The organism is Pseudomonas sp. RW407 (assembly GCF_003176655.1).
In the GTDB taxonomy this organism is placed as follows: Bacteria; Pseudomonadota; Gammaproteobacteria; order Pseudomonadales; family Pseudomonadaceae; genus Pseudomonas; species Pseudomonas delhiensis.
Window position 1 is genome coordinate 392,581 of record NZ_QGSL01000088.1, and the last position, 10,489, is coordinate 403,069.

The 10,489-nt window shown below is 64.3% G+C and carries 20 protein-coding genes; 7 read left to right on the forward strand and 13 right to left on the reverse strand.

The features are described from left to right. Nucleotides 1-153: 153 nt before the first annotated feature. The 10 genes from DK254_RS08400 to DK254_RS08445 all read right to left on the reverse strand — a co-directional run bounded on the left by DK254_RS08400 (nucleotide 154) and on the right by DK254_RS08445 (nucleotide 5,073). Nucleotides 154-1,242 carry an RNA-directed DNA polymerase gene (locus DK254_RS08400; RefSeq protein WP_256595831.1) on the reverse strand — a complete coding sequence of 363 codons (1,089 nt, stop codon included), beginning with the start codon at nucleotides 1,240-1,242 and terminating at the stop codon, nucleotides 154-156. Nucleotides 1,243-1,504: 262 nt separating this feature from the next. Next, entirely contained in the window at nucleotides 1,505-1,858 is a 354-nt protein-coding gene (locus DK254_RS08405) for a four helix bundle protein (RefSeq protein ID WP_074980416.1), read from the reverse strand. Between the two features lie 57 nt (nucleotides 1,859-1,915). Next, on the reverse strand, nucleotides 1,916-2,515 hold the full coding sequence (locus DK254_RS08410) for a DUF1566 domain-containing protein (protein WP_109933411.1): 600 nt from the start codon (nucleotides 2,513-2,515) through the stop codon (nucleotides 1,916-1,918). A 119-nt stretch (nucleotides 2,516-2,634) separates the two neighbouring features. After that, nucleotides 2,635-3,114 (reverse strand): hypothetical protein, encoded by a 480-nt coding sequence (locus DK254_RS08415; protein ID WP_109933412.1) that lies wholly within the window; start codon nucleotides 3,112-3,114, stop codon nucleotides 2,635-2,637. A 118-nt stretch (nucleotides 3,115-3,232) separates the two neighbouring features. After that, nucleotides 3,233-3,448 (reverse strand): hypothetical protein, encoded by a 216-nt coding sequence (locus tag DK254_RS08420; RefSeq protein ID WP_058071198.1) that lies wholly within the window; start codon nucleotides 3,446-3,448, stop codon nucleotides 3,233-3,235. Then, complete coding sequence (locus tag DK254_RS08425; protein WP_109933413.1) at nucleotides 3,448-3,888, reverse strand: tellurite resistance TerB family protein; 441 nt, start codon at nucleotides 3,886-3,888, stop codon at nucleotides 3,448-3,450. Before DK254_RS08425 ends, DK254_RS08420 begins: the two co-directional genes overlap by 1 nt. A gap of 76 nt (nucleotides 3,889-3,964) precedes the next feature. After that, nucleotides 3,965-4,144 (reverse strand): hypothetical protein, encoded by a 180-nt coding sequence (locus tag DK254_RS08430; RefSeq protein WP_109933414.1) that lies wholly within the window; start codon nucleotides 4,142-4,144, stop codon nucleotides 3,965-3,967. A 64-nt stretch (nucleotides 4,145-4,208) separates the two neighbouring features. Next, nucleotides 4,209-4,472 carry a hypothetical protein gene (locus DK254_RS08435; protein WP_109933415.1) on the reverse strand — a complete coding sequence of 88 codons (264 nt, stop codon included), beginning with the start codon at nucleotides 4,470-4,472 and terminating at the stop codon, nucleotides 4,209-4,211. Between the two features lie 57 nt (nucleotides 4,473-4,529). Next, entirely contained in the window at nucleotides 4,530-4,775 is a 246-nt protein-coding gene (locus DK254_RS08440; protein ID WP_109933416.1) for a hypothetical protein, read from the reverse strand. A 10-nt stretch (nucleotides 4,776-4,785) separates the two neighbouring features. Continuing rightward, nucleotides 4,786-5,073 (reverse strand): hypothetical protein, encoded by a 288-nt coding sequence (locus tag DK254_RS08445; protein ID WP_109933417.1) that lies wholly within the window; start codon nucleotides 5,071-5,073, stop codon nucleotides 4,786-4,788. Between the two features lie 485 nt (nucleotides 5,074-5,558). Here DK254_RS08445 and DK254_RS08450 point away from each other — a divergent pair, with 485 nt between their 5' ends. Then, nucleotides 5,559-5,900: a DUF1654 domain-containing protein gene (locus tag DK254_RS08450; RefSeq protein ID WP_109933418.1), complete on the forward strand. Its 342-nt coding sequence runs from the start codon at nucleotides 5,559-5,561 to the stop codon at nucleotides 5,898-5,900. 45 nt (nucleotides 5,901-5,945) lie between these two features. On the opposite strand, the gene DK254_RS08455 is transcribed toward DK254_RS08450, so the two are convergent. Both DK254_RS08455 and DK254_RS08460 read right to left on the reverse strand, forming a co-directional pair. Continuing rightward, nucleotides 5,946-6,509, reverse strand: coding sequence for a hypothetical protein (locus DK254_RS08455; protein ID WP_109933419.1), 564 nt, complete (start codon nucleotides 6,507-6,509; stop codon nucleotides 5,946-5,948). A 209-nt stretch (nucleotides 6,510-6,718) separates the two neighbouring features. Then, entirely contained in the window at nucleotides 6,719-7,564 is an 846-nt protein-coding gene (locus DK254_RS08460) for a LexA family transcriptional regulator (RefSeq protein ID WP_256595832.1), read from the reverse strand. An 88-nt stretch (nucleotides 7,565-7,652) separates the two neighbouring features. On the opposite strand from DK254_RS08460, the gene DK254_RS08465 reads away from it, so the two are divergent. From DK254_RS08465 to DK254_RS08470, 3 genes are read left to right on the forward strand one after another with little or no spacing between them, the layout of a single operon-like run. Continuing rightward, the gene (locus DK254_RS08465) at nucleotides 7,653-7,838 is read left to right on the forward strand and encodes a Cro/CI family transcriptional regulator (protein WP_109933420.1); all 186 of its coding nucleotides are present in this window, start codon (nucleotides 7,653-7,655) and stop codon (nucleotides 7,836-7,838) included. Between the two features lie 2 nt (nucleotides 7,839-7,840). After that, nucleotides 7,841-7,978 (forward strand): hypothetical protein, encoded by a 138-nt coding sequence (locus DK254_RS34120; protein WP_158546408.1) that lies wholly within the window; start codon nucleotides 7,841-7,843, stop codon nucleotides 7,976-7,978. 6 nt (nucleotides 7,979-7,984) lie between these two features. Further along, entirely contained in the window at nucleotides 7,985-8,398 is a 414-nt protein-coding gene (locus tag DK254_RS08470; protein ID WP_109933421.1) for a hypothetical protein, read from the forward strand. On the opposite strand, the gene DK254_RS08475 is transcribed toward DK254_RS08470, so the two are convergent. After that, nucleotides 8,395-8,619 (reverse strand): hypothetical protein, encoded by a 225-nt coding sequence (locus DK254_RS08475; protein WP_109933422.1) that lies wholly within the window; start codon nucleotides 8,617-8,619, stop codon nucleotides 8,395-8,397. The genes DK254_RS08470 and DK254_RS08475 overlap by 4 nt on opposite strands. A 193-nt stretch (nucleotides 8,620-8,812) precedes the next feature. On the opposite strand from DK254_RS08475, the gene DK254_RS08480 reads away from it, so the two are divergent. From DK254_RS08480 to DK254_RS08490, 3 genes are all read left to right on the forward strand, one after another. Then, nucleotides 8,813-9,406: a hypothetical protein gene (locus DK254_RS08480; RefSeq protein WP_256595833.1), complete on the forward strand. Its 594-nt coding sequence runs from the start codon at nucleotides 8,813-8,815 to the stop codon at nucleotides 9,404-9,406. Nucleotides 9,407-9,467: 61 nt separating this feature from the next. After that, complete coding sequence (locus DK254_RS08485; protein WP_109933424.1) at nucleotides 9,468-10,208, forward strand: phage antirepressor KilAC domain-containing protein; 741 nt, start codon at nucleotides 9,468-9,470, stop codon at nucleotides 10,206-10,208. After that, nucleotides 10,205-10,489, forward strand: a 285-nt coding sequence (locus DK254_RS08490) for a helix-turn-helix domain-containing protein (RefSeq protein WP_146219591.1), incomplete at its 3' end; no start/stop codon positions are given. The genes DK254_RS08485 and DK254_RS08490, both read left to right, overlap by 4 nt.

Sequence of the window (10,489 nt, forward strand, 5' to 3'; positions counted from 1 at the left end):
AAGGAAACTGGAAGGGAAGGAGGAAAGGCCAGGTCGCCCCGGCCTTTCGGTCTCACGAACACCGCCGTACGTGAGTGATTCAAGGCGCGCCCGGCGCTGTTGCCGAACTACCTGGGTTGAAGGTCTACATGGCTGCCACTCCTCCTGCAGGGGTTACTGGTAGGTCTTGGTCAGCGAGCCGCTGACCGACTTGCCTCGGCCCAGGACCACCCTCGCCAGCGCGGCGCGGTCCTGGTGTGAATGGCTGGCCTGGCGCAGTAGGCCGAAATAGCTGTTGGCGACGGTCCGCATTTCCTCCGGCGGCGCCGCGGCTACTCGCCGAAGCGCCTCCTTCGCGGTCCGCTTCCTGGTAGTGCGTCGCCAGGGCTTGATAACGTGCCCGACGAAGTCGACGCCGCGCTCAATGGGCTGCAGGATGGTCTTCTTCGGGTTGAGCTTGGCGCCCAGGCTGGGCAGGAATACCTCGATCGCTTCGCGCCACTCGTTGAGCTGCTGCGGCGACTCATGCAGCAGCAGGAAGTCGTCGACGTACCTGATGTAGTGCCGCGCGCGCAGCCGGTGCTTCACGAACTGATCCAGGTCGTTCAGGTAGATGTTCGCGAATGCCTGGCTGCTCAAATTTCCGATCGGCAGGCCCAGATGCGCCGGTTGGGAGGCAAGTTGCTTGTGCTGTGGAACCTTGTTGAAAAGCCTGGGCGAGCTGCGCACCTCGTAGTCGGTCCGTGGATCGTGCCAGAGGATCTGCAGTGCAAGGCGCCGCCACCAGGTGTCATCGATCAGGCGCACCAACTGGTTGCTGAGCACGCGCTTGTCGATCGTGACGAAGAAGTTCGCCAGGTCCAGCTTGAGGTAGTGCGCCGGGCGGCTCCAGTTCTGCGTCACGCTCCGTATCTTGCTTTCGAGCCGCTCGGCGGCGTACAGCGTGCCGCGGCCCGGGATGCAAGCGCAGCTGTCGACGACGAACTTTGCTTCGATGCCGGCGCCGACCTGGTTGTAGAGCAGGTGATGCACTATGCGGTCGCGGAATTCTGCGGCCCACACCTCGCGATGCTTCGGCCGGGTGACGACGAAGCAGATGCTTCGGCCAGGCCGGTAGGTACCGGCCAGCAACTCGTCGTGCAGATCCAGCAGGTTCTCCTCGAGGTTCATCTCGAAGTGCCGTGCGCTGTTGGTGTTGCGCTTGTGGCGCCGGCAGTCGAAGTAGGCCTGGGCCAGGTCTTCGAAAGTGAAGGGTGCAACCATCAAATCTGCGGACGGGGCGGGCGACGCGCTCGTTGTTCTTGTCGTTGTTGTTCTGCCAGCCATCTTCGAAGTCCATGTTGTAGGCGTTGTTGGCGGAGTGCTGCGACCTATCGTGCTATCCACGTCGCCCGGCCGATCACTCAGCAGGGAAACTGCGCCAGGCCTCGCCGGATTACCGGTGGTCCCTGTGGGTGCGCATGGCGGTGCCCGACCGGGCAGCGGCACGACCAGATTTGGCGCGCAGGCGAGAGGGCCGTAACCCTCAGGCAGCGGGCGCGGTTGCGGCTTTCTTCCAGGCGTTGGCCTGGCGGCCGATGGAAGCGGTGAGCTTCATGGCCTGGGCTTGCTGCGGGACGCTGATGAAGCGTTCATTCGCCATCGCGCGCAGCAGCAGGTTGATCTTCCAGATGCTCTGGAGCAGCTCATCAAGGAGCGGGCGACGGTTGCGATCCATGTTGGCTCGGCCGATCAGCACCAGGACCTCCAGGGCCTCATCGCGGAGCTTGCCGCCGATGAGTTGCTTCATGTCGCGCGGGATGTGCCGAACCAGCTTGAGCACGACGCCGAACAGCTCCTCGGCACTGCGGTGGATCTCGAGTTCGGTGTGCAGCGCCATCCCGGCTACCTCGAAAAGCGAGGGCGCTGACGCGCCCATGAATGAAGGATTGAAGAACTAGATGAATTTTCTGCGGACGGGGCGGGCGACGCGCTCGCCGCCCTTGCCGAGGTAGTCCTGCCAGCCATCTTCGAAGACCAAAGTGTAGGCGTAGTCGGCGGAGCGCTGCGTGCTCGACCAGTGATATCCCTCGCTGAACAGTTCGGGAACGTTCGCCTCGGCGATCTGGTACTCGCGACGGGAGCCAAGGTAGAAGTCGGCATGTCCATCGGCGGTGTATCCCGAGGCCAGCTTCGCCGCCGGGTGCTCCTCGCTGTCGGCTAGCAGGGCCCGGGTGTTCGCAAGGCCGTCGCTGGCACTGTCGGCGCCCTCGGTCTCGTGCCCGTAGCCACCATAGGCGGCGCGGAACTCCGCAGCGGGGCCGCCGGCCACGATCAGGTAGTAGTCGCGACCGCCATTCTCGCCGCGTACCAGGCCGGCGTTGTGGCCGCCCTCGCCGGGCCAGTAGGCGCCGAGCGGCGGGATGCTGTTGGCCGGTTCGAGGGTGCTGAACACGGCGTCGCGAATCGGTTCGATCGCCAGGTCGGGGCCGAAGAAGTTGATGGTCAGGCTATCCAGGCGCCGGATATTCAGCGCGGGCAGTTGCTTCGCTTGCATGGGATGTCCTCGGTGGAATAGGGCGCAGGCGGCCGGCGCTTGCCCGGCATGCTTCTGGTCTGGCCGCGGTGGGAGCGGCCCCGCGAATCGCCTGCTGGAGAAAGGAATGAAGGAGTGAATTACTGGAGGATGAGCACGCTGCGGACGGGGCGGGCGACGCGCTCGCCGTCCTTGCCGCTGGTGGTCTGCCAGCCAACTCCGAAGTCCATGGTGTAGGCGGTGTAGGCGGAGTGCTGCGCACTGAGCCAGTAGAAGCGATCCTCGCGCAGGTCGGTGATCAGGCCGGCGTGCTTGGCCGCCATCAGCAGTTGGCCCTCCAGCGGAGCGGCGATGTGCGCGCCCAGTTCCAGGACCTTCTTAGCCAGCTCGCTGCCGGCCTCGGCCATGGCGCGGGTGTTGGCCAGGCCGTCGACGTAGTGGGTGAGCACGTCCAGGCCGTACTCGCCCCAGGCGCCTTCCAGTTCGTACTCGGGGCCGAGCATTACCAGGGCGCGCTCCTGGGCGTTCACCCAGTAGCGTTCAACGAAGGTGCCGCCGGCCAGGGGCTGGCCGCGGGCGGGAAGTTCTGCGGCGGAAATGCTGGTGATGATCTCGGTCATGGTGCTGTCCTTGTGCTCGACTGGGCGTAAAAAGGCCCGGCCGGAGCCGGGCAATACGAAGGGGGTGTTGATGCTCGTCGCATCCCACTGCCGCCTCGTGGAAGCGGCAGGAGGTTGCTCACTGCAGGACGCGCAGTTCGCTGCGGGGGATCCACTGCTGATCCACCCGGACCATGCAGCCGATGAAGGCCGCATAGCGGGTGTCGCGGTTGGTCTGGTAGCCGTACCAGGAGCAGGCGCCCCAGGCGATGGCGCGCAGCACCAGCCAGCCCAGCAGGATGGCCACCGCGGCGCCGAGGGCTGCGGCGATGGCCTTCCGGCGGGCGGCCCGCATTACAGGTAATCCTTCAGGCGGACGTTCAGCTTGCCGGCGGCGCGCTCGAGGACGGCCACCTCGGCCGGCTCGATCTCGCCATCGGCCTCGGCGATGGTCAGCATGAAGTTGATCACCGTCTCGGCGTCGCCCGGGGTGTGCGCCAGGTCGGCCAGCTCGCGCTCGGCGTTCATGCGGATGATGCGCGGGCCGCCCTCGTTGAAGTCGCTCTTGGCCTTGTCGATCAGGTTGCCCAGCTCGGTGCCGAAGCCCTGCAGCTTGGGCTCGTTGCGCAGCAGGCGGTCGATCTTGTCCAGCTCCTGCTGCTCGATCTCGCCGTCGGCGGCGGCCACGTAGAAGCAGCCGTAGACGATCGCCTGGAGCAGATCGCGGTTTTCCAGTTTCGCCATCGCGGCGCGGGCCTCGCGGCCTTTGCCGAACAGCTTCTTGAATCCGAACATGGTGCGTCCTCGTTGTGGGTGGTGGCGATGCTCTGCGCATCCCGAAGCACCCGGCGCGCCAGGTGCTTGAGGATGGTCAGGCGGCGCGTACCTTGGAGGGGCGGGCCTTCAGCTCCTTGCCGTCGACTGCGACGACCAGGTAGAGACCGCCGCCGCGGCCGGTGCCCAGGTTGGTGGTGCCGACGAAGCTGCCGCGCTTCTCGGCGCCACGCGGGTTGGTGAGGATGACGGCCTGGCCTTTCTTGAAGTCGCTCATGGGGTTTCCTTGTGGTTGGGGATGGCGCTCTCCGATGCGCCCTGGCTGGGCCAGGGGATCGGGTTCAGTCCAGCCCGGTTTCCGGCGGCGCCTCGCGGAAGACGGCGGCGATGCGCTCGAAGGCCTGGGCCATTTCCTCGCGCCGCTCCTGCGACTTCGGCAGCCAGAAGGTGACGGCGCTGCGGTCGTCATCCGCCGGCGGGTGATGCAGGCGCTCGCTGCTGTGCAGGATCAACTGGGCGGCGTGGTAGACGACGCCGGTGTTCGATTCCTTCACCACGGTGATGACCTCGCTGGTCAGCTCCTGGCTGTAGACGTTGATGCGCATTGGTGCCTCCTGGTTGTCATCCCGCTGCACCCGGTCGCCCAGGTGCAGAAGTGATGCTTACAGCTGGGGAGCGTCGCGGTTCGGGCCGCCGCGCTGCGGCGCCTGCACCTGGGCGGCGGTAACGCCGTCGCCGATGACCTCGATGCGGCCCTCGTCGAACCACTGAGCGCCTTCGATCTTCCCGTCGCGCGCCGGCGGAACCAGGCTGTACTGGTCGCAGCCGGTCAGGTACTGGCAGCGGCCGGTGATGATTCCCTCGAATCCGGTGATCTTGTCCCGGCCCTTCTTTCCAAGCTCGATCATGGTTTCTGCCTCAGAAGAAAGTCGGCTGAGCGACTGCGCGCGTCAGCGCCATCAGGCCGGTCTGGAGGTCCTTCTTCGCGATCGCGGCCCAGCGGCGCGGGCCGGCCGCATCGAGGCGCTCGACCTCTTCATCGGTCTCCATGCTGTTGGCTTTCTCAACCTGAATGCCGATGTGCTCCTCGACCTTGTCGATCAATTGGGCGAGCCGTGGGCCGAATTCCTTGATCTCGTTCATCAGGTCGATCTCGTTCTGGCTGAGTTCGCGGTAGCCGCTGATTTTCCGGTGCTGGTTGTCCACGGTGATTCCTCTGCTGGTGATTTCCCGGATGCCCCTGTCTCCAAGGGCATCGAGGAAATCGGTGTTGCCGCCCTACATCCGCCGGGCCGCGGTGCGCATCGCATGCGGGTCATTCGCTCGGTTCGGGCATTTCGCCCTCGATCAGCCGTCTCCAGTCGCCCTGAGTACCTAAGGGTCGCCTTCGCGTTGGCAGGCTTTCCTCGATCGCCTGTCTGATCGCCGGTCGCCGCAGAGGCGATGCGTTCTGTTGTTGATGGTGCCCACCCGACTTTCTGTCGCCCCACGGGTGGTGGCCGGGGCTGCCTCGCCACCTGGTGGTGGCTAGCTGTTCATGGCGCGGGTTGTTAAAGAGCGGTGCCCGGGTGGGCTGCCAGAAGTTCAAGCTGGCTTGAGAAAATGAAAGCACGCTTTAATTTTAAATGCAAGGCAGCTTGAACTTATTTTATGTACTGTATATCCATACAGTCACCGCAAGGAGAGCCAACATGGCAAAGCAGAAGAGAGGGGCAGCAGATCAGGACCGCGCGGGAATGACCGGCGTAGACCGGCTGCGCCTGAGGGTGTCAGCGATGATCAATAGCCCGAAGGCCCAGGCCGACCGCCGAGCGACGATCTGGAAGCTGGACAGCGACACGGACCTGGCGTGGCGCCAGGTGCTGGAAGAGCTGGCCGAGACGGACGGCCTGGAGATGATGCGGAACGAAGATGGGACGGTGCTGCTGACGTGGCAGCCGTCAGAGGAGGAGGGCGCCGAGACCGGCGGAGAGGAGGCCTACGCCGAGGAGATGGTGGTGCAGCACCTGCATGAGGAGGTGGCGCCTTTCTGAGAACCGGGTCCAGAAGCGAAGAGCCCCGCGTCTGCGGGGCTCAATTTATGCCGTGGCTGTTTGTGCCTTTATCGGTGCGGCCTGGGATGTGTCCCAGTTGATCCACTGAGCTGTTGCTCTCACCCACCATGGTAGCGGGATGTAATGATCCACCAGGTCTTCCTGATCGTATATGGAGCTTAGAACGTCGTTGCGCACCATAAGCTCCAGTGCGTCCATGTGTGGCGGCTCGTCCGCTTCAATACGTCGAATAGCGGACCACGTTTCGCGTATCACCTTTTCGGATGGCCTGCTTTCCGATTGGAGGCGTTCGTCCAGTTCGAGGTAGCGCTTACGCAGGTCACAGTGCAAGGCAAACCTCTGACCTGTGCCCACGATCAATTCGAGCGCAGAGAAGAATGCGACAGTCATGCCGCAGGCGACACTGACGTACGTGGGGAGGGTGGATATGAATGTGACCGCCGAAGCCGAGCCGAGAAATACTCCGACGAACGCAGTGAACCTACTCCAGCGCTGAAAAAAAGCAGCTCGGCGAAGGTTGTAACGCACGTTGCGCTGAATGTAAAAATTCAGCTCGTGGAGTTTTCGATCTACTTCGGCGGTTTCCATTATTGCCTCGGTCTTGGGGGTGGAGGGCAGGGCCTGCTCTCCTGAATGGTCGTGTCGCCGCCGTAATCCTTTCGATTCCATCCATCTTCGGCGGGCTTTCCGCGATCACGGTTTGGAGTCGGCTCTGCAGGCGGCGTCTGGCGCCCTTTGTCTTTTTCGCTCATTTAGCATAGCTCCTTTGCGGTTACAACTTCTTGGGTTGTTAGTATTCAAACGAGGTGCGCGTTCCACACCAGAAGCACCCTGGCATGGATATAGGTCTCATCCATGCGGATGGACCGGTCCTTGTGCTTCTTGTTGTCCGAGATCATCTCGAAGTGGTCGGCATCCTGGACCTGCAGGCGCTTGATGTAGAGGTGGCCCTGCCAGGTGAACAGGTAGATCCCGTCGCCGGTGAACTGCTGGATGCTGATATCGACGATCAAGGGATCGCGGTGCTTGATGGTGGGCTCCATGGACTGGCCCCAGCCGTGCACCATCTTGAGGTGGTTCGGATCGTCGTAGGTGACGCCCAGCTCGCGCAGGTGCTTCTCACTGACCTTCACGTCGCGGAGCATCTCTGCATAGTCGGCCGGCACCTGGCCGCCGCCCATTGCACCGCGGATGTCGTAGCGCGCGATGCTGATTTCGTCGCCGACCAGGCCGACTGGCCGGGAGAAGTCGGCGACGATGACGTTGGTCGCCTGCTGCGTTGAGTTCGCTGGCTCTTCTGCTACCGCCAAAATCCGCTGGCGCGCCTCGGCGTTGAGCATCTTGCCAGGCTTGCTGCCGAGCATCTCGCGCACCAGGTCGGCAGTTGTCTTCATCTTCCCTGTAGTCGCCTCCGCTTGCGGCGCTTCCCCTTTGCCCGAAAGAAGCCAGTCGACTGTTGTGTCGTATTCCTCGGCTAGCGCCAGCAGGTGCTCGTTCTTGATGTTCGATGTTGATCCATCAAACCACTGGCTGACTGCCTGATAGCTGATATCGCAAACGCGCGCCAGCGTCGGCTTGACGCTTCGAGGCTTAACGCCCCGAAGGCTCATGAGATGGGAGATGCGATCGATTACGTCGGTCATGCGCAGGACTCTACAAGCCTACTTGTGAAGGATGCTTGATAAGTAAATTCAAGCGTGCTTGAATTTGCGGCAAGCAAAGGAGGTCGGCATGACCAAGACGCAAGCCATCGAGCACTTCGGCTCTATTTCCGCGCTGGCCAGGGCCCTCAAGGTTTCCTACGAGGCGGTTCGTCAGTGGGATGAGGTCCCCGAACTTCGCCAGTACCAGCTGGAGCGACTCACCAAGGGGAAGCTGAAGGCTGACACCCCAAAAGACCTCGCCATGGAGGGCTGACGGTGACCACCTCTGCCGGCAACCCAACCCATGAAGACCGCCTTCGCGCCCTTGAGGAACGCCTGCTGGCGCTGGTGGAAGACCTGCACCAGCTGCGCGAAGACATGGCCGCCGACCAGGCCGACGAGACCGAGGAGTAGAGCCACATGAGACATCCGAACCCGCCGCCGCCGCCCGAGCTCGCCACCCTCCAGTACAAGGAGGCGCTGGCGCTCCACGCCATTGCCGACCTGAACAAGGCGCGGGAAAGGGCTGGCCTTCCGCCTGTTCGCCTGGACGTGGTCGTCCAGGCCGCAGCCGCGAGCACTGAGCATCCGCCGGTGTGCGCCGGTATTGATGTGCAGGCTGCCGGCTGTGCTGCTCGGCTCCACCTGGAGGTGCCGAGCGTCCGCGAGGTGGTTCGTCTTCTCGGGGTGTTCAGCCGGGCGATCTGCCTGACCGAGGAAATCGCTCGCGCCGGTCAGGGCGGAGTCGTCCGCATTCAGGAGATGGCGCCCGTGGTGGACGCCATCAACACCTACCTGGCCGCGCTGCCGGCGGCCACTTCCGTGGAGCGCTAGGGATTGGAGCGGTCGTACGCGTCGCGCAGCTTCAAATACTCCTGCGTCAAGGTCCGCTGGAACTTGACCAGGAACTCCGCGATGTCGTCCGGCTTCTCCGGTAGCGCGAGCCGTCCCGAGTTGACCGCTGCTACTGCCATCTGCTGTGCCGCGGCGTACGGATCGTCGATCGGGTTGAGAACTCCGGCCAACGGCGCTGGCCATCCATTTTCTTGCGACATCGGAACCTCCTGGTTCGCTGTGTTGGGTGAGAGCTTCCCAGCGTACCAGCGAGGTTCCGGCCCTACCAAACAGGCTCACGCGACCACCAGTTCCAGCTGAGCCCCAACAAGACATACCGCTGACCTCCCTTTCTTGATGGGGGCAGCTTAGGACCAGGAGCGCAATGTGAACACGTCCAATCCCCGACACGAAATGACTCGCGACCAGGTCCTGGTGGCCTACGCCGCCGACCAGATCGCGCGCACCAGCCTCAGCCAGGACGACTTCGCCCAGGCGCTGAACCGTGCGCTGTACCAGAAGTGCCCGCGCAAGGCCGCGGCGGAGAGGGTGCCCGACTTCGAGTCGGCCGAGCTCAAGGGCGATGGCGGCGAGTACCTGAAGGCCGCCGGGCGCTGGCTGAAGCGCGTCCAGCGGCTGCTCGGCGGTGAGCAGGAGCTGCCCAGCTGGATGGAAGAGGCCTGGGTGGCGGCGCTGGAGCCGGAATGGCGGGAGCGCTGCATCAACGAACTCGCCGACCGCTACGGCCTGATCGGGGCCCGCGCCGCTGGCGTGGTTGGGTGCCCGGTGAGCGCGTTCGGCCAGTTGGTCGCCGGTATCGGCGAAGCGGTGGAGCGCTGCAGCGTGGTGCTGGCTGACGGCCGCATCGACGAGAACGACCTGCCGGACCTTCCCGCGGCGATCGACCGGCTGCTGCTGGTGGAGTCGAAGAGCTTCGAGATGCGCCGGCGCATGGAGAACGAACTGGCGATCCACGCGGGCGGCAAGCCGCTGTCGCTGGTCGGCTGAAAAAACAAACCCCGGCTGGAGTGGGGACTCGGCGCCGGGGTTCAGATCAACGGGAGTGAGTATGCACACGACGAACGGAACTGACAACGCTGCGCCACGTTTTCCGATTGCGCAAAACGTGGCGCGGATGGAAATGACCTCGCGCGAGATTGCGGAACTGGTCGGCGCCAGGCACGACAGCGTGAAGCGAACTATCGAACGCCTCGCCGAGCGCGGCGTGATCGCTTCTCCACCGCTGGTGGAAAAGCCCACCGCAGGGCGCCCCGTCGCGGAGCACGTCTTCGTCGGCGAGAAGGGCAAGCGCGACTCCATCGTGGTGGTCGCCCAACTGAGCCCGGAGTTCACGGCCCGGCTGGTTGATCGCTGGCAGGAGCTGGAGCAGCGCGCCGCGGCCCCGGCTATCCCTCAGACCTACTCCGAGGCTCTGCGAGTCGCAGCTGATCTCCACGAGCAGAACACCCAGCTGCGCATGGTGGTGGACGAGCAGGCGCCCAAGGTCGAGGCCCTGGGGCGGATCGCCGAGGCGCGCGGCACGCTCTGCCTGACCGACACGGCCAAGCACCTGAACATCCCTCGGCACAAGCTGATCGACTGGATGCGCGAGAACCGCTGGATCTACCGCCGGGAGGGCTCGGCCCACTGGCTTGCCTATCAGCCGCGCATGGCGGCCGGCCTGCTCGAGCACCGGGTAACCGTAATCGGCACCGACTCCATTGGCGACCAGCGCCTGGCTTCCCAAGTGCGCGTCACGCCGAAGGGGCTGGCCAAGCTGGCCCAGAAGATCGCGGAGGGCGCGCTGTGAGCACCATCGTCATGACCGCCTGCTGGCCGCTGCAGGGGATGTCGCCGGCGCAGAAGGCGGTGCTGATCAGCCTGGCCGACAACGCCAACGACGAGGGCGTCTGCTGGCCTTCCGTTGCTCGCATCGCGGAGCGCACCTGCCTGTCGGAGCGGGCTGTGCAGGCGGCGATCAAGGCCTTGGCCGCGGCTGGCGCGCTGAAAGTCGAAGCCCGCCAGGGGCGCTCGACCATGTTCACCATCACCCCCGCAGCATATGCACCCCCGCAGGAAATGCACCCCCGC

What these genes read in the sequence shown, in the direction of transcription:
- DK254_RS08400 (WP_256595831.1), bottom strand. Translation starts at nt 1,242, where the DNA reads ATGGTTGCACCCTTCACTTTCGAAGACCTGGCCCAGGCCTACTTCGAC.
- DK254_RS08405 (WP_074980416.1), bottom strand. Translation starts at nt 1,858, where the DNA reads ATGGCGCTGCACACCGAACTCGAGATCCACCGCAGTGCCGAGGAGCTG.
- DK254_RS08410 (WP_109933411.1), bottom strand. Translation starts at nt 2,515, where the DNA reads ATGCAAGCGAAGCAACTGCCCGCGCTGAATATCCGGCGCCTGGATAGC.
- DK254_RS08415 (WP_109933412.1), bottom strand. Translation starts at nt 3,114, where the DNA reads ATGACCGAGATCATCACCAGCATTTCCGCCGCAGAACTTCCCGCCCGC.
- DK254_RS08420 (WP_058071198.1), bottom strand. Translation starts at nt 3,448, where the DNA reads ATGCGGGCCGCCCGCCGGAAGGCCATCGCCGCAGCCCTCGGCGCCGCG.
- DK254_RS08425 (WP_109933413.1), bottom strand. Translation starts at nt 3,888, where the DNA reads ATGTTCGGATTCAAGAAGCTGTTCGGCAAAGGCCGCGAGGCCCGCGCC.
- DK254_RS08430 (WP_109933414.1), bottom strand. Translation starts at nt 4,144, where the DNA reads ATGAGCGACTTCAAGAAAGGCCAGGCCGTCATCCTCACCAACCCGCGT.
- DK254_RS08435 (WP_109933415.1), bottom strand. Translation starts at nt 4,472, where the DNA reads ATGCGCATCAACGTCTACAGCCAGGAGCTGACCAGCGAGGTCATCACC.
- DK254_RS08440 (WP_109933416.1), bottom strand. Translation starts at nt 4,775, where the DNA reads ATGATCGAGCTTGGAAAGAAGGGCCGGGACAAGATCACCGGATTCGAG.
- DK254_RS08450 (WP_109933418.1), top strand. Translation starts at nt 5,559, where the DNA reads ATGGCAAAGCAGAAGAGAGGGGCAGCAGATCAGGACCGCGCGGGAATG.
- DK254_RS08455 (WP_109933419.1), bottom strand. Translation starts at nt 6,509, where the DNA reads ATGGAAACCGCCGAAGTAGATCGAAAACTCCACGAGCTGAATTTTTAC.
- DK254_RS08460 (WP_256595832.1), bottom strand. Translation starts at nt 7,564, where the DNA reads ATGACCGACGTAATCGATCGCATCTCCCATCTCATGAGCCTTCGGGGC.
- DK254_RS08465 (WP_109933420.1), top strand. Translation starts at nt 7,653, where the DNA reads ATGACCAAGACGCAAGCCATCGAGCACTTCGGCTCTATTTCCGCGCTG.
- DK254_RS08470 (WP_109933421.1), top strand. Translation starts at nt 7,985, where the DNA reads ATGAGACATCCGAACCCGCCGCCGCCGCCCGAGCTCGCCACCCTCCAG.
- DK254_RS08475 (WP_109933422.1), bottom strand. Translation starts at nt 8,619, where the DNA reads ATGTCGCAAGAAAATGGATGGCCAGCGCCGTTGGCCGGAGTTCTCAAC.
- DK254_RS08480 (WP_256595833.1), top strand. Translation starts at nt 8,813, where the DNA reads ATGACTCGCGACCAGGTCCTGGTGGCCTACGCCGCCGACCAGATCGCG.
- DK254_RS08485 (WP_109933424.1), top strand. Translation starts at nt 9,468, where the DNA reads ATGCACACGACGAACGGAACTGACAACGCTGCGCCACGTTTTCCGATT.